Here is a 16,438-nt window from a genome sequence, read left to right as displayed (position 1 = left end):
ATAATTTTTTGTATAATTAATATGTGAAGGAGGGGTATAATGCTATTTAATAAATTAAAAAATAAAGATGACAAAGAAAAGGAACATCAAACAGAAAAAAAGCATAACTTATTACAAGAAAAATCATTGTCATCATCAGATAATTTAGAAAGTAGTTTGTTTGAAGATGAAGATGATAATAGTAAAATTAAAACTGGTTTTAGTTTTAAACGGCGTAAAACGCACAAAATTATTAAAGAATTAAATCGCCAGCGAATTAAGTCATTATTATTTTATACTGATATTAGTAATGTTTTACGGCAATTGGAATTTGGGATACAGCCAGTTAAAAATATTCATTTGGCAAAAGAAAGTGAATATATTGTTTGAACATATTTAGAAAAACCTGATCATTTAGAGTTTGAATTAGATAATTCAACCCGACATTATTTTTGAAGTTGAATTGCAGAGCAAAAAGTTGATCCAAGTCAAATTGCTGTAATTGCAATTGATATTCAAAATTTATTTCATTTAACAAAAAAAGATTGAGAATATGATTATGTAACCCGTCGTGTAAAAGTTTTTGAAGATGTGAAACCAACAGCAATTCGCTGAATATTAATGAAAAATAATCAGTATTTAAATCGAATTCAAATTTATGTTAAAAGTAATAATTTAAAACTTAAAATTTTTCAAGGTGAAAAAGGAAATGTTTCTAATGTGTTAACAGAAGGTAGAAAGAAGTAAAGAATGAAGAGAAAGTTAGAGAAAATTACTCTGCGTGAAGTTGATTTTGCGCAATGATATACTGATATTGTTTTAAATGCTGATTTAATTGCCTATGGAACAGTCAGGGGAACAACTATTTTTAAACCTTATGGATATGCAATTTGAGAAAATATTCAAAAAATTTTAGATGCTGAATTTAAAAAAAATGGTGTAAAAAATGTTTATTTTCCTTTACTAATTTCAAAAACTCTTTTTAATAAAGAAAAAGAACATATTGAAGGGTTTTCACCAGAAATTGCAACAGTAACAAAAGTTGGAGATAAAGTCTTAGATGAAGAATTATACATTCGACCAACATCAGAAGTTCTTTTTGGAACCTTTTTTAGTAAAGAAATCCAAGGTTATCATGATTTACCACTGTTATATAATCAATGAGTTAATGTTTTACGTTGAGAAAAAACGACCCGTCCGTTTTTACGTACAAGTGAATTTTTATGACAAGAGGGGCATACAATTCATAGCTCAAAACAAGAAGCACAGCAATTTACTTTAAAAATTTTAGATATTTATGCTACTTTTGCAGAAAAAACTTTATTATTACCTGTGATTAAAGGGCAAAAAACAGAACGTGAAAAATTTGCTGGAGCAGAAGAAACTTATACGATCGAATCATTAATGTATGATGGTCAAGCTTTACAATGTGGGACTAGTCATTATTTTGGTCAAAATTTTTCTAAAGCATTTGATATTAAATTTTCAAATCAAAAAAATACTTTAGAATATGCTTACTCAACATCGTGAGGGGTTTCAACGCGTTTGATAGGAGGGCTTATTATGACACATAGTGATGATAATGGACTAGTATTACCACCACAAATTGCGCCAATTCAAATTATGATTTTACCAATTAATAATGATAATGATGAGCAATTATTTGCAGTTGAGCAACTACAAAAAAAATTACACAAATATCGTTGTGAAATTGATCAATCAGACAAAGGTTTTGGGTTTCGTGCAGCTAATGCGGAAATTAAGGGAATTCCATTGCGAATTGAAATTGGAGCTCGTGATTTAGCACAGCAACAAGTTACAATTGCTCGGCGTGATACTTTTGAAAAAATTACTGTTTCCTGAACAGAAGTTGAAAAAGTAGTTTCTGATTTATTAGATCAAATTGCAACAAATTTATACCAAAGAGCTTTGGATAATCGTCATCAACGGACAAAAAAAATCGATAATTATTCAGAGTATAAAAAAACTTTAGCAAAAATAAATGGTTTATTTTTAGTGCCGTTTTGTTGTCGCATTGAGTGCGAAGATACAATTAAAGCTGAAACACAAACAACATCACGTTGTATTCCATTTGATGTTCCAACAAAAAAAACAACTTGTTTTCATTGCGGACAACCAGCAACTAATTTAGTTTATTTTGCGCGAGCTTATTAATAACAAGGAAATCTCTTTTATTTTTGATAAATTTCAATTGTAAAGGAGGTTTTTATTTGTTTAATCAAAATTTTATTGAAGAGCCATTAGCAGTTTATAATTCTTTTCAGTTTGCTTCTAATAATAAAATTAATTTAGCATTAGATTTAACAATTCCTTTATTTGCTTTTAATAATGGTGATAATAGTAAAGCCTATGCTTTTTATATTCGTCATAATATTGGCAATTTAAAACCATGGTTTACTCCAACTGGTGAATTAACAACAGCATATAAAAATGACCACGAACCAAACACCAAATTTCTTGATGTTTTAAAAAAACGTTTTTTTCAATTTAATTTTAATTTTTCAATGTTAAAAGTATATTGAAATATTAATAATAAAAAACAATGTCAAATCACAACGGAATTACAATCAACCGCTAGTTCAACAATTTTAAAAATATCACAAACAAAAGTGTAATAATCAAAATGAGGAAAAGTTATTATTCCAGTCCAGTGTTTTGATATGAATAAAACAAATAAAATTAGTTTAGTTATTAATGCACCTAATCTTCGGGACAATGATTTAGTAACAAAAAATTCTTATCAAGAATTTTATTTAAATTTTAATTATAAGAAAGACTTTCTTAAACAAACAAAAAAATTATTCGGAATCCTTCAATATAAAAATTACGATGAAAAACAAAAAAATTTAAAACTTTTTATGATATTTTTGCTAATTATTTTCAATTAATTCCACCAAAAATAAATGGAATAAAAATAACTAGTTTATTTGGATTACGTGGTTTAAGTGTTTTCAATTCTTTAGATATGATCGATTTTCCAATTGATTTTCATACTAAAATAGCAAAATTATGAACATTTTTTAATAATTAGCATCTTTTAATTTCAACAACAACGATGATAATTAGTAAACAAACAAAATACAATTTTAAGATTTTACAAGGTTATTTAAAATATAATTCAGTACAGAAGGTTTATGAACATTTTTTTGATGAAAATACAGTTTATAATCAAAACAAAAACCAAATTGAAATTGAAGCAAATAATAATTTTCTTGTTAATCCCTTTCTTGCACAAAGCGAAATAAATTTTATTACAACAATAGAACGATTTAATTTTAATCTTGTTCAAAATTTTATTTTTAAACCAATTATTCCTAAAATAAAATAAATGTTCATAAACCTTCTGTACTGAATTATATTTTAAATAACCTTGTAAAATCTTAAAATTGTATTTTGTTTGTTTACTAATTATCATCGTTGTTGTTGAAATTAAAAGATGCTAATTATTAAAAAATGTTCATAATTTTGCTATTTTAGTATGAAAATCAATTGGAAAATCGATCATATCTAAAGAATTGAAAACACTTAAACCACGTAATCCAAATAAACTAGTTATTTTTATTCCATTTATTTTTGGTGGAATTAATTGAAAATAATTAGCAAAAATATCATAAAAAGTTTTAAATTTTTTTGTTTTTCATCGTAATTTTTATATTGAAGGATTCCGAATAATTTTTTTGTTTGTTTAAGAAAGTCTTTCTTATAATTAAAATTTAAATAAAATTCTTGATAAGAATTTTTTGTTACTAAATCATTGTCCCGAAGATTAGGTGCATTAATAACTAAACTAATTTTATTTGTTTTATTCATATCAAAACACTGGACTGGAATAATAACTTTTCCTCATTTTGATTATTACACTTTTGTTTGTGATATTTTTAAAATTGTTGAACTAGCGGTTGATTGTAATTCCGTTGTGATTTGACATTGTTTTTTATTATTAATATTTCAATATACTTTTAACATTGAAAAATTAAAATTAAATTGAAAAAAACGTTTTTTTAAAACATCAAGAAATTTGGTGTTTGGTTCGTGGTCATTTTTATATGCTGTTGTTAATTCACCAGTTGGAGTAAACCATGGTTTTAAATTGCCAATATTATGACGAATATAAAAAGCATAGGCTTTACTATTATCACCATTATTAAAAGCAAATAAAGGAATTGTTAAATCTAATGCTAAATTAATTTTATTATTAGAAGCAAACTGAAAAGAATTATAAACTGCTAATGGCTCTTCAATAAAATTTTGATTAAACAAATAAAAACCTCCTTTACAATTGAAATTTATCAAAAATAAAAGAGATTTCCTTGTTATTAATAAGCTCGCGCAAAATAAACTAAATTAGTTGCTGGTTGTCCGCAATGAAAACAAGTTGTTTTTTTTGTTGGAACATCAAATGGAATACAACGTGATGTTGTTTGTGTTTCAGCTTTAATTGTATCTTCGCACTCAATGCGACAACAAAACGGCACTAAAAATAAACCATTTATTTTTGCTAAAGTTTTTTTATACTCTGAATAATTATCGATTTTTTTTGTCCGTTGATGACGATTATCCAAAGCTCTTTGGTATAAATTTGTTGCAATTTGATCTAATAAATCAGAAACTACTTTTTCAACTTCTGTTCAGGAAACAGTAATTTTTTCAAAAGTATCACGCCGAGCAATTGTAACTTGTTGCTGTGCTAAATCACGAGCTCCAATTTCAATTCGCAATGGAATTCCCTTAATTTCCGCATTAGCTGCACGAAACCCAAAACCTTTGTCTGATTGATCAATTTCACAACGATATTTGTGTAATTTTTTTTGTAGTTGCTCAACTGCAAATAATTGCTCATCATTATCATTATTAATTGGTAAAATCATAATTTGAATTGGCGCAATTTGTGGTGGTAATACTAGTCCATTATCATCACTATGTGTCATAATAAGCCCTCCTATCAAACGCGTTGAAACCCCTCACGATGTTGAGTAAGCATATTCTAAAGTATTTTTTTGATTTGAAAATTTAATATCAAATGCTTTAGAAAAATTTTGACCAAAATAATGACTAGTCCCACATTGTAAAGCTTGACCATCATACATTAATGATTCGATCGTATAAGTTTCTTCTGCTCCAGCAAATTTTTCACGTTCTGTTTTTTGCCCTTTAATCACAGGTAATAATAAAGTTTTTTCTGCAAAAGTAGCATAAATATCTAAAATTTTTAAAGTAAATTGCTGTGCTTCTTGTTTTGAGCTATGAATTGTATGCCCCTCTTGTCATAAAAATTCACTTGTACGTAAAAACGGACGGGTCGTTTTTTCTCAACGTAAAACATTAACTCATTGATTATATAACAATGGTAAATCATGATAACCTTGGATTTCTTTACTAAAAAAGGTTCCAAAAAGAACTTCTGATGTTGGTCGAATGTATAATTCTTCATCTAAGACTTTATCTCCAACTTTTGTTACTGTTGCAATTTCTGGTGAAAACCCTTCAATATGTTCTTTTTCTTTATTAAAAAGAGTTTTTGGAATTAGTAAAGGAAAATAAACATTTTTTACACCATTTTTTTAAACTCAGCATCTAAAATTTTTTGAATATTTTCTCAAATTGCATATCCATAAGGTTTAAAAATAGTTGTTCCCTTGACTGTCCCATAGGCAATTAAATCAACATTTAAAACAATATCAGTATATCATTGCGCAAAATCAACTTCACGCAGAGTAATTTTCTCTAACTTTCTCTTCATTCTTTACTTCTTTCTACCTTCTGTTAACACATTAGAAACATTTCCTTTTTCACCTTGAAAAATTTTAAGTTTTAAATTATTACTTTTAACACAATTTGAATTTGATTTTTTTGTGGAGCAAAAATTAGTTACAGATGAAAAAAATTTTTAATAAAAGATTAGTTATTATTCTTGGTTTTTTGTTCTCAATGTTAGTTTTTTTTAAAAAAAAGTTCTATTTTTATTTATGTTTATAAAAATATTTTAATTAGTAATAATAAACTTAAAGTTAATTTACGTATTTTTAATAAAGACGATTAGAATGTTGAGTTGCAACCAGAACAAAAATTTGTTTTATATCTTAGAAAATTACTAACAAAAATTAATTATGTATATAGTGAATATTATTTTGATAATATTCTTTTTCATTATTATTTTTTAAAATGTTGAATTCCACAAATGATGTTTTTTATAATCCAACAAGTTATCTTAGTTTCTATTATAGTAATGAAAAAATTAGTTATTCAAAAACAATAATTGTATATCATTATCATAATGAACAACAATTATATCAAGCTTGGAAGCTTACATTAGAAAGCTTACACTAGTGAATGCTATTATTTTATTGTTAAACTTGTTATAATTATATTAATTATTAAAAGAATGTGAGGGATTTTAAATGAATGTGCTAGATGAAATTAAAAAAGTTTTAAAAGAACGTGGAATTTCTAAACCAATTGATTTAAATACGGAGTTTAAAACATTAGGATTAGATTCATTAGATTTGATGGATTTAGTTATTGAGGCTGAGAAAAAATGTGGAATTCAAATACCAGATGATAAATTAATGGATATTAAAACAGTTGCAGATTTAGTTGAAGTTATTAAAGAAAATAAAAAATAAAGGAGATGGTGGCAATGGCATTATCATATGACGGGATTGTACAGTTATTAAAAAGTAAAAATTACCGAATTACTGAAATTAGGTTAGCAATTATTAAAATTTTATCAGAAAAGCAACATTTAACGTTAACTGAAATTGTAACATTATTAGAACAAGAATTTAAAAATGTTAATTTAATGTCAGTTTACAACACAATTGATTTATTAATTAGTGAGCATATTGTTTTTACAAATTCTTTTGATGGTAAACAAATTTGATATGATTTAGCAGAAAACCCATCCTTTCATATGGTTTGTGATATTTGTAAAAATGTTGTTCATATTAAAGATACGAATATTTTACATGAAATTAAGTTAGATAATTTAAAAGATGTAATGACAAATATTAATTGAGAACCAGTCCATTTTAAAATTGAAGGTCATGGAATCTGTGATCAGTGCCATAATAAAAAATATGAACCACTTCAATTTGAAGAGTACTTCAATGAAGAAAATAAGTAAAATTATTTGCTATTTTCTATTATTTTGTTAAAATGGTTAAGTGCCAATTTAGAAGCTTAATTTATCTTGTTAGGGGTATAGTTCAATCGGTAGAACACCGGACTTCAAATCCGGGTGTTGTGGGTTCAAGTCCTGCTACCCCTGCCATAACATAAAAAGATGAAAGTATGGAAATACTTTTTTATTTTGCCATATTTATCTTATTATGTTATGATTTAAAAAGGATTTAGGGGTGTAGTTTAATGGTAGAACAGCGGTCTCCAACACCGTACGTTGTGGGTTCAAGTCCTGTCACCCCTGCCAGTTTAAACAGTGGAAGTATACCCAAGTCTGGTTGAAGGGGGCGGTCTCGAAAACCGTTAGATGGAGTGATCCATGCAAGAGTTCGAATCTCTTTACTTCCGCCATTTAATGAAGAAAAAATGAAAAATCATTTCTAATATTAGAAATGATTTTTTATTACTATTTAATTTGTGGAACACCAACAAAAGCAATTGTGTTTAACCCTGCATGTGCAACAAAGATATTAGCTAAATTTTCGGTGTGGTAATTAACTTTTAATTCATTTAATTTTTGTGTAACATTATCTCAAACTTTGCTAGCACATTCACTTGTTTTTAAAACAAATAATTGAAAGTTTATTTTAACTGTTTTTTTAAATTTTTCTCATGTTTCAACTAAAGTTTCAATTAAATTATTTAAAGTTCTTGATGAGGCAATTTTTTTAGGATGTTCTCCTCATTGAATTAAAATTTTAATTTTAAATAAGTTAATTAATGATAATAAAACTTTTCCAACACGTCCACCTTTTGATAAACGATCTAAGCTACCAGGAATCATTGCCATATATGTTTTTTGCTCAAGTTCATTTGTTTTTGCAATAATTTCTTCGACACTAAGATTTTGTTTTGTTAATTCATTAGCATAAATTATTAATGTTTTTAAAGCAAAAGCTGCTGTATGATTACGAACAACATGAACTTTTCCACGATATTTTTTATCTTGACTTAAAAGATAAGCAGTTGCATATTGGTTTGAAAGTTTCTCAGCAATTGGATAATGAATAATTTCATCATATGTTTTTAAAATTTCGTCATATTTAACCATTAATTCACCAGTTGATGCTTGACTTGTTTTTGTTGTTCCTGTTTGAACAACTTCATAAAAATTATGTTTTGTTGTTTCTTCTTCCGTATCTAAGATATCAATTTCATTATTTAAAATAATGTGTAAGGGAATAACATGAATACCTAATTGTTTAATTTCTGCTGTTGTGAAACCTGCTGATGAATCAGTTAAGATTGCAATTTTTTTACTCATTGGTTGTACCTCCTTTTATTCATCTCAACATACTAGCACAACCGTATTTGCTCCTGTATGAGCTGCTATAACATTTGGCAAAATGTATGTTGAAGTAATTTTAGCACCCGCGTCTTCAATAATATTGTAAACTTCTTTTAATGTTTCATCGTCTGTTTTTGAATGCAATAAAATAATGTTTTTTCAATTTTGCCGTTCTTTTTTTATTTGTCCTAAAGCTGTTTCAACAGCTTTTTTAAATGTTCTAGTTTTATCAAATTTATCAATGCGACCATCATATCTCAAAATAGGGGTTATCTTCAAAAGCGATGCTAAAGCTGCCGCTGCCGCTGTAATTCGACCCCCGCGTTTTAAAGTTTCCAAACTTTTTGGGACAATAAAGGCGCTAACTTTTGTTTTAATTAAATCAAGTTTTGATTGAATTTTTGTTAATTCAATTCCTTCTCCAATTCATTGATATACTAGATCAATCATATATACTAGCAGTTGACTTACCCCGTCAGTATCAATAACAAAGACTTTGTTTTTATATTCATCGCCTTGAGCTAACATTGAAATATTTTCATGCTGACCAGATAGCCCCTTTGATAATCCCATAAAAACAATGCCTTCATATTTTTTTAACAATTCGTTTCAAGTACTTAACATTTTTCCCATTTGAATTTGACTAGTTTTGATAACTTGATGTTCTAAAATATCATAAAATTCATTAAATGAAATAACATCTTCGTCATCTTCCACTTCACTTCCATCTGGAAAATTTAGTAATAATGGTAATAAATAAGTATCTTCATATTTTTTTAAATAGTCTTTCTTAATTCCAGACGATGAGTCGATTATTAATGCAACTTTGCGCATATTTTTCCTCCATTTATTTCTATCTCTTAAGTATCATTGAATCTAAGTTAAGGTATTGTTAAAGTCTTAACAATATATTAATTATAAACTTTGATATAATAATTTCAAGGATGAAAGGAAGAAAACAATGAAAATTACTACTGAACAGAAAAAATGTATGAGACTATTTTACAAGCATTTGGACCATCTGGATGTGAGCAAGAAGTTGTTAAAATAAAAAAGTAATGTTAATGGCACATGGTGATGAAGTTTTTTTATGGTTATCCAAATTAATAGTAAAGGTTTAGTTCATATTAATCCATTAGGAGGTATTTGAGAACAAACATTATTAGCTAAACGAGTAAAGTTATTAAAAGATGATGGAACGTTTTTGATTGGCGCGATTTCAGCAATTGCACCGCATTTGTTATCACCAGAAGCTCGATTAAAACCAACGCCAATTGCTAATATGTTAGTTGATTTTGGTTTTTCTTCACAAGCATAAGCCTATAAAGCTGGAATTCGAGAAGGAAATTTTGTAATTTGTTAAGGTCCAACAGTTTTCTTAAATGATAAACGATTATTAATTAAAAGCGATTGATAACCGAATGGGTGTTATTTTAGGATTAGAAGTTTTAGAACAAGTTAAAAATAAACAATTAGACTATGATTTATATGTTGGTTTTAGTGTGCAAGAAGAAGTTGGAACTCGCGGTGCTAAAACAGCTACAGCATTAATTAATCCTGATTTTGCAATTGTAACTGATGTTTCACCAGGACAAGATTATGAATCAACAACAACTTTTGGTCAATTAGGGCAAGGTGTAATGTTACGTGGAATGGATAATGGCTATATTACGCGTTATGATTTAATTCAATATCAACTTAAATTGATGAAAGAACATGCAATAAAATATCAATTTTATATTTCGCCAGTAGGAACTGATGCTGGATCTGTTCATTTAACAACAGCTCGTATTACAACTATTCAAGCGTGTTTAATTGCCCGTAATTTGCATACAATTAGTGGTATTTTAGTGGTATTATTGATTTAGATGACTTTAATGAAACAATTAAGTTAGTAACAACAATTATTGAAGATTTAGATGAAACAAAAATTAAATGATTTAATTGAAGTAATAAGGAGTAAAAATGGGAACAAAAACAATTGGTTTATTTTATAATCAAGACTTTAATGTTTTAATGGGATATGAATCAACACCCGATGCAGTTAATTATGTTATTAATAATGATTATGTATTATTTTATAATCAAAGCCACCAATGTTGTGGGTTTAATTTGTTAAATGCTAGTAAACATTTAACAACATCTTTGAAGTTAGGAATTAATAGTGATAATTCTGATTTATTAGCAGAGTTAGGAGGTATTTTTAAACAAAAAGATTATTCTTTTAATATTAATCAACAACCACAATTTATTGTTGGTAAAATTCTTGAGCGTAAAAAACATCCTAATTCAGATAAATTAAATATTTGTCAAGTAGACATTGGTTTATCAACTGAACAAATTATTTGTGGAGCTGATAATTGTGATATTGGCCAATTGGTTGTTGTTGCGCGTGTTGGGGCAATTATGCCTTCATGTTTAAAAATTGTTCCTAGTGAATTACGAGGAATTATTTCAAATGGAATGCTTTGTTCTGAACGCGAATTGGGATTACCAATTACTATTATTGGTAAAAAAATTATGTTATTATCAAAGCAACAATATCATCTGGGAAATAGTTTTTGAAAGGAATATTATAATGGGCAAAATTAAGGTAGGGTATTATAGTGCAATTTATTTTTTAAAAACAGCAAATATTTTAAAAAATGAAAAACCAAATGATTTAATAACAATGCAGTTTTTTCAACGTGAAGAAAATGTTATTCTAGCAGGCGTTAATGAATGTGTTGAATTATTAAAAACAGAAGTTTTTAATGCGGAAAGTTTAGAAATCACTGCCTTAACGGATGGCGATTTAATTCAAGCTAATGAACCAGTTTTAAAAGTAACTGGGCATTATTATCAGTTTGGCCATTTAGAAGGTATTATTGATGGTATTTTAGCACGACAAACAAGTATTGCAACAAATTGTTATCGTGTATTACAAGCAGCTAATAATAAGCAAGTGATATATATGAATGATCGTAGTGATTATTATTATAATCAAGAAAATGATGGTTATGCTGCAAAAATTGGTGGAATAACTAATTTTGTTACAACAGCACAAGTAACAAAATTAGTTGGTAATTATGAAACTATGGGCACTGTTCCGCATGCTTTAATCCAAGCTTTTAATGGTGATTTAATTGCAGTTTTGAAAGCTTATCAAAAGTTTTATCCAACTGATAAATTAGTGGCTTTAGTTGATTATAATAATGATGTTATTACTGATACTTTGCAAGTAGCACGTGCATTTTCAAATTTATATGCAGTTCGTGTTGATACTTCTCAATCATTAATCGATAAATATTTTCTTGGAAAAGAAGATAAGTATCCAAGTAGTGAAATTAATGGTGTTAATAAACACTTAATTCGTGCTTTACGTCAAACTCTAGATAAGGCAGGATATCAACATATTAAAATTATTGTTTCATCAGGATTTAATGTTCAAAAAATCCAGGATTTTGAAAAAGAAGGTGTTCCTGTTGATATTTATGGTGTTGGTGAATCGTTGGCAAAAATTAATATTGGCTTTACTGGTGATGCTGTTCAATTAAATGGTGTTGATCAAGCAAAGGTTGGGCGGAGTAATATTGCTTCGAATCGACTAGTTAAAAAATAAGAAATGTTTTATAATATATGTAAATAAAGGGGGTTTTCATGATGAGTGAAAATAAAAACCATAAAATAGAGTCTTATTATAATCATGATGATGCTTATCCTCATTTAAAACAGGAACGAAAACAATATCAAAATGAAAACGAAAAAAATACAATTGAAAATAATAAGAATAAATCTCTTTTAACATCGTTATGTGAAGTTGTTTCACCTTTATATGGAAAAAAATTAAATGGTGCTGATGAATTTAAAGTTAATATGTCGCATTCATATAAACAACAAAAAGAAATTAGTCCCATAACTTCGATTGAGGATGTTATTGCTCAGCCGGTGAGTGAGAAGAAGGCGGAGTTAGTGAAAATTCATATTACTGAAGAAAAAATTTCGTCTTTTGATAAAACTAACATTGAACCATATTTTCGAAAATATTATCCAGTTACAAATAAAGAAATTATTCCATCAACTTTAAAAACTAAAAATAAATTATCTGAACCAACAGCACAAACGGTATCATTTTTATTAAAGCCGCGAAAAAGTGGAACAAATATTTTTGGCGATAGAAGAACAGCTGAGTTAAAAGTAGAATTAGAACAAATTAAAGAAAAAATTCGTAATTCAATGCCACAACATAATGTTGATGATTATGAGCAAACAGCAATGTTTGAAGGAATTGAAGAGCAAAGAGAAATTAATGAACAGATTCGCAATTCAGTTGCTGAAGCTTATCATATTGATGATAATTTTTCTGAAGATATGCCATTAGAGCAACGCTGTCGATTAATCCAACATAATTCAACAAAAGCGGGATCAGTTAGATTTAAAAAGCTACTTAATTTACAAGAAAATAATTTAAATAATCAGTTTCTTCGTCGCCCGAAACCATTATCACAAAATGCATCAGGATATCATAAGAAATTGCATGATTTACGAAACAGTGATTCTGAACCAGATATGAACCACGTTAAAGAATATCATACTAATCGTAATCCTTATTTATCACGCATGTTAGAAATTGAAGAGCAAACAGCAAAGGAAGCAGAAGCAAAACGTCGTGAACGAATTAAAACACAAATTAATAATGTTCAAAGGGATAATGAAAATAATAATGAATAGGTAAGGAAAATTTTAAAAACTGATAGGGTGTTTAAAAGAATGAATAGGGGAATCAAGCAATTTTACTGTTGCTAATTTTTTTTGTTAAAACATTTATTATAAAAAAATAATTTAAAAAATATTATAAAATATTAGTAGGAATGAAATTATGAAAACACATATATTTAAATAATTTAACAAAAAGATAGGAATTAATTAAATGAATAGAAAAGTAAAAAAACAAACAATAATAATCGAAGGAACAACTTTTGGTGTCTTAGCAACAGCAGGAGCTATTGCAGGTATTGTTTTTGGTATTAGACATATAAACGGTGATTTTGAAACTGAAAAAAGCCAAATATGAGAAATAGTTAAAGAAACACCCAAGGATACTGCCCATGTTGTTTTATTAACGGATTTGTTGGTACATCTTTTGTTGAAAAGTATTTATTTGAAAGTGTTAAAGGTAAATTTTCGGTTGATATTATTCGTAGTTATATGGCTTCAGGTCGTGCAAAAAATGAGCAAGAACGTGTTACTAAATATAATCAAGAGTTTTCACACAATAATTTAAATAACCAAGCTAATGTTATTGATAAGCCTAATAGGTTGTCTCATATGAAATCGTATTTTTGGTTTAATGATAAAAAAGAAATTATTCGTTCTTTTACAGGTAGTGGTAATTTTTCAGAATCTACCTTATTAAAAGTCCCATCTTTTAAAGAAGTTCTATACAATATTGCAAATTATAAAGGCCTTGGTCGTGATATTTTTTGCGTAGGAATTAATGCAACAGAGAAGGTTAGTGCAACACGAATTAGTGATTTATATCAACAAAATTGTGTTGGCTTTGATGTTAATGATAAGATAACCTATCAGTTAGAAGCAAATGTTTTGAAAGAAAAAAGCCAATTTAATGAGATTGTAAAAGCACATAAAACAAATGAAAAAATAAAGACAGCAACAGGACTATTGGTATTGACTGTTGATGGTGATACGAATTTTATTAAACGATATTTAGATGAAACGGCAAAGGATAATATTAATTTAGATCTTTTTGTTGGTAATACTAGTGCTGGATATAATCCGGTTCTTGAAGCAGAGTTATTAAAAGATGAAAAAAATATTAATCGATTAAATATTATTCGTGAACATCCGAAACCTAATGTTTATAATTCTGATTTTATTAAGTACACTAAACCTAAAACACATACTAAGTTATATGTGTGATACAATGCAAATAATGAAATATTAGCTTTTTGATCCGGTAGTGCTAATTTTAGTACAAATGGTCTTGACCTTGACCCTAAAAAAGATCGTCCTTTTCGTGAAATTTTGTTTGAAATGGCATTATCAGAACGAGATTGAAAAAATGACCTTATTTGTAATGTAGTTGGTGCCTTTAAAACACCTCCAAGTCAGCGAATTAAAAATTTTTATATTACAAATTAATTGTCAAATCATTTATTTGCTTAGTTTTAGGATATATTCAATACAATAAATTAATAACTTAAAAAGATTTAACAACCTAATGTTAAATTTCTAATTTGCACAAAATTAAAACAAAAGTAATTGGATTTTTTATTTTTAAAAAAAAGATATAGAATAGAATAAAAATTAAAAATAGTAAAAGAAGGATTGCAATCAAGTGTTAATAAAATAAATTATGCAATGTTTAAAATATTGTATATTCAATTAGTTGAAGAATCGATGGTTATAGTAGTTAAAAATTCACAAATAATTTTAAAATATTTTAATTAGATTTAATAATGCTACTATTTGCATCATAAGTAAATAGACTACTTATTTGTGATTGTTTAACTTCTACTTTTCCGGATCAAGGATCAGCAATTAAATATGTATATTCTTCAAATTTTTTCTGATAATTGAATTCCATGTATAACAATAAGATGTTTTATCATATGGTTGTTTCAAGGATATTTACCATGCATACTTAATATAACTAAAAAATTATGCTTTAAACTATTGTTTACATCATTATAAAATATTTTTTGTTCTTTTTCGGTTAAACCATAATTGAGTCTTAATATTTTTCGTGTATATTTATGATTATTTTGGTTTGTGAATTTATTTAAAATTGCTGGAATATTTCCTGGATAAGTTTCTGTTTTTACAGTTTGTAAATAATTTGCTAATTTTTCTTGTGATATTTTTTATTAGAAACATAATTTATTACCATTTGTACACTAGCGGGTCCACATCAATAATTTGTTTCTTGATAAAATAATTCAACTGGTAATGAAATTGATTTATGTTTTATAATATTTTCATTTTTTCTTTATATAATGGTTCATAATTTTTAATTAAAGGTTCTTGTTTTCATTTATTTTTATAATATATATGCCGACAAAAAAGTTATAAAAGATATTAATATAATATTAATTAAAATTAAAAATGCATTTATTATTCATATTTTTTTCATTTTTTTAATCCTTAATAAAATATTTTATAAAAAAAGAAAAAGATAAGTATATTTTTTAATTTTTAACAAATTAATTGCAAATTTTTAATATTTTTTAACAACTTAATTTACATAATAATTAATAAAAGTAAAAAAATACTACAATATCGTAAATTTTTGATTATTTTGCATTAATTTTAAATTTTATAATAGAAAAATCATTAGTTCGTTCTTTTTTAACAATTGCAATATATAATTTATTATCCGGCAAAGTAGAACAGAACGAGTATTTAATTTTCAATTATCTACATTTAACTTAACTCTTGGATAATGATTTTCTTTATAACGATCAACATTTTCCACAATTTTTTTAGATACATCATACATCTTATATTTGAAGGCAAAAGAATAAATAAAATCAGTTAAATCATCCAAAAAATTCTTCTTTTTAACATCATAAAATTTATCAACCATATATCGACTTTTTAAACTATGTCATTGTTGATAATAATTTAAAAATGTTCCACCAGGTTTATCATAAACAACTCCCGTAGAATAACTATCTTGTAAAAAATCCAAATACCATTTATCATTAAACGATAATTTTTTTGATGTTTTTAAAGTTGGATTAATAAAATAATTTGTTTCTGACCAATTTTCAAAAAAACTACTGCGTAAAAACATTGTATTAATAAAATCATTTTCATTAATACCTTTACTAGTACTATTTTTCTTGTTTAAATGTATAATGCTCCTCATTTAACGGTTTAAACGCCGTTAAAGTAATAAATGGAATAACCAAACCTAAAAAAGTTAAAATAAATATGGCAAATAAAGATAACGATTTTTTCATAAACTCA

Annotated in this window: 19 protein-coding genes, 3 tRNA genes and 1 pseudogene; 16 read left to right on the top strand and 7 right to left on the bottom strand. The window is 26.7% G+C overall.

The genetic code is table 4. The features are described from left to right. Positions 1–39 precede the first annotated feature (39 nt). The 4 genes from SDAV_RS09780 (at position 40) to SDAV_RS13645 (ending at position 3,328) form a co-directional block, all read left to right on the top strand. The gene (locus SDAV_RS09780) at positions 40–726 is read left to right on the top strand and encodes an acetyltransferase (protein ID WP_114565429.1); all 687 of its coding nucleotides are present in this window, start codon (positions 40–42) and stop codon (positions 724–726) included. A gap of 3 nt (positions 727–729) precedes the next feature. Beyond that, positions 730–2,154, top strand: a complete 1,425-nt coding sequence (gene proS / locus SDAV_RS09775; protein WP_114565428.1) for a proline--tRNA ligase — start codon at positions 730–732, stop codon at positions 2,152–2,154. Positions 2,155–2,210: 56 nt separating this feature from the next. Next, complete coding sequence (locus SDAV_RS13650; RefSeq protein ID WP_114565426.1) at positions 2,211–2,615, top strand: hypothetical protein; 405 nt, start codon at positions 2,211–2,213, stop codon at positions 2,613–2,615. 440 nt (positions 2,616–3,055) lie between these two features. Then, positions 3,056–3,328, top strand: coding sequence for a hypothetical protein (locus SDAV_RS13645; protein WP_245938399.1), 273 nt, complete (start codon positions 3,056–3,058; stop codon positions 3,326–3,328). A gap of 527 nt (positions 3,329–3,855) precedes the next feature. Here the strand turns inward: SDAV_RS13645 and SDAV_RS09760 are convergent. Then, complete coding sequence (locus SDAV_RS09760; protein ID WP_114565426.1) at positions 3,856–4,260, bottom strand: hypothetical protein; 405 nt, start codon at positions 4,258–4,260, stop codon at positions 3,856–3,858. A gap of 56 nt (positions 4,261–4,316) precedes the next feature. Then, positions 4,317–5,740: pseudogene (gene proS, locus SDAV_RS09755) on the bottom strand (proline--tRNA ligase). A 658-nt stretch (positions 5,741–6,398) separates the two neighbouring features. Between proS (SDAV_RS09755) and SDAV_RS09740 the strand changes: the two are divergent. The 5 genes from SDAV_RS09740 (at position 6,399) to SDAV_RS09720 (ending at position 7,530) form a co-directional block, all read left to right on the top strand. Next, on the top strand, positions 6,399–6,623 hold the full coding sequence (locus SDAV_RS09740) for an acyl carrier protein (RefSeq protein WP_114565425.1): 225 nt from the start codon (positions 6,399–6,401) through the stop codon (positions 6,621–6,623). 14 nt (positions 6,624–6,637) lie between these two features. Continuing rightward, the gene (locus SDAV_RS09735) at positions 6,638–7,123 is read left to right on the top strand and encodes a Fur family transcriptional regulator (RefSeq protein WP_114565424.1); all 486 of its coding nucleotides are present in this window, start codon (positions 6,638–6,640) and stop codon (positions 7,121–7,123) included. A gap of 71 nt (positions 7,124–7,194) precedes the next feature. Then, positions 7,195–7,270: transfer RNA gene (locus SDAV_RS09730), tRNA-Trp, on the top strand. Positions 7,271–7,351: 81 nt separating this feature from the next. Beyond that, positions 7,352–7,426, top strand: a tRNA-Trp gene (locus tag SDAV_RS09725). 11 nt (positions 7,427–7,437) lie between these two features. Next, positions 7,438–7,530: transfer RNA gene (locus SDAV_RS09720), tRNA-Ser, on the top strand. 55 nt (positions 7,531–7,585) lie between these two features. On the opposite strand, the gene SDAV_RS09715 is transcribed toward SDAV_RS09720, so the two are convergent. Both SDAV_RS09715 and SDAV_RS09710 read right to left on the bottom strand, forming a co-directional pair. Further along, positions 7,586–8,443, bottom strand: coding sequence for a DegV family protein (locus SDAV_RS09715; RefSeq protein WP_114565423.1), 858 nt, complete (start codon positions 8,441–8,443; stop codon positions 7,586–7,588). A 15-nt stretch (positions 8,444–8,458) separates the two neighbouring features. Continuing rightward, positions 8,459–9,301, bottom strand: a complete 843-nt coding sequence (locus SDAV_RS09710; protein WP_114565422.1) for a DegV family protein — start codon at positions 9,299–9,301, stop codon at positions 8,459–8,461. A gap of 256 nt (positions 9,302–9,557) precedes the next feature. On the opposite strand from SDAV_RS09710, the gene SDAV_RS14170 reads away from it, so the two are divergent. From SDAV_RS14170 to SDAV_RS09685, 7 genes are all read left to right on the top strand, one after another. Next, positions 9,558–9,785: a zinc-binding metallopeptidase family protein gene (locus SDAV_RS14170; protein ID WP_281268800.1), complete on the top strand. Its 228-nt coding sequence runs from the start codon at positions 9,558–9,560 to the stop codon at positions 9,783–9,785. Between the two features lie 103 nt (positions 9,786–9,888). After that, positions 9,889–10,335 (top strand): zinc-binding metallopeptidase family protein, encoded by a 447-nt coding sequence (locus SDAV_RS14165; RefSeq protein WP_281268799.1) that lies wholly within the window; start codon positions 9,889–9,891, stop codon positions 10,333–10,335. Between the two features lie 97 nt (positions 10,336–10,432). Further along, positions 10,433–11,059: a YtpR family tRNA-binding protein gene (gene ytpR, locus SDAV_RS09700; protein WP_114565421.1), complete on the top strand. Its 627-nt coding sequence runs from the start codon at positions 10,433–10,435 to the stop codon at positions 11,057–11,059. Further along, a complete protein-coding gene (locus tag SDAV_RS09695; protein ID WP_114565420.1) occupies positions 11,046–12,068 on the top strand; it encodes a nicotinate phosphoribosyltransferase in 1,023 nt (340 codons plus the stop codon). Before ytpR ends, SDAV_RS09695 begins: the two co-directional genes overlap by 14 nt. A gap of 41 nt (positions 12,069–12,109) precedes the next feature. Next, positions 12,110–13,177, top strand: a complete 1,068-nt coding sequence (locus SDAV_RS09690) for a hypothetical protein (protein WP_114565419.1) — start codon at positions 12,110–12,112, stop codon at positions 13,175–13,177. A gap of 199 nt (positions 13,178–13,376) precedes the next feature. Further along, positions 13,377–13,730: a hypothetical protein gene (locus tag SDAV_RS13640; protein ID WP_245938398.1), complete on the top strand. Its 354-nt coding sequence runs from the start codon at positions 13,377–13,379 to the stop codon at positions 13,728–13,730. Further along, positions 13,655–14,608, top strand: coding sequence for a restriction endonuclease PLD domain-containing protein (locus SDAV_RS09685; RefSeq protein WP_245938397.1), 954 nt, complete (start codon positions 13,655–13,657; stop codon positions 14,606–14,608). Before SDAV_RS13640 ends, SDAV_RS09685 begins: the two co-directional genes overlap by 76 nt. Positions 14,609–14,909: 301 nt before the next feature. Here the strand turns inward: SDAV_RS09685 and SDAV_RS12285 are convergent, their stop codons facing one another. The 3 genes from SDAV_RS12285 to SDAV_RS14490 form a co-directional block, all read right to left on the bottom strand. Then, positions 14,910–15,053: a hypothetical protein gene (locus tag SDAV_RS12285; RefSeq protein ID WP_186823377.1), complete on the bottom strand. Its 144-nt coding sequence runs from the start codon at positions 15,051–15,053 to the stop codon at positions 14,910–14,912. A 729-nt stretch (positions 15,054–15,782) separates the two neighbouring features. Further along, positions 15,783–16,337 carry a spiroplasma phage ORF1-like family protein gene (locus SDAV_RS09680; protein ID WP_222611551.1) on the bottom strand — a complete coding sequence of 185 codons (555 nt, stop codon included), beginning with the start codon at positions 16,335–16,337 and terminating at the stop codon, positions 15,783–15,785. After that, positions 16,303–16,431 carry a hypothetical protein gene (locus tag SDAV_RS14490; RefSeq protein ID WP_334199312.1) on the bottom strand — a complete coding sequence of 43 codons (129 nt, stop codon included), beginning with the start codon at positions 16,429–16,431 and terminating at the stop codon, positions 16,303–16,305. The genes SDAV_RS09680 and SDAV_RS14490 overlap by 35 nt, the downstream gene beginning before the upstream one ends. Between the last annotated feature and the right edge of the window lie 7 nt (positions 16,432–16,438).

The sequence above is a fragment of the Spiroplasma phoeniceum P40 genome (assembly GCF_003339775.1).
Classification (GTDB): domain Bacteria; phylum Bacillota_I; class Bacilli_A; order Mycoplasmatales; family Mycoplasmataceae; genus Spiroplasma; species Spiroplasma phoeniceum.
This window is presented reverse-complemented; position numbering and strand designations above follow the sequence as displayed.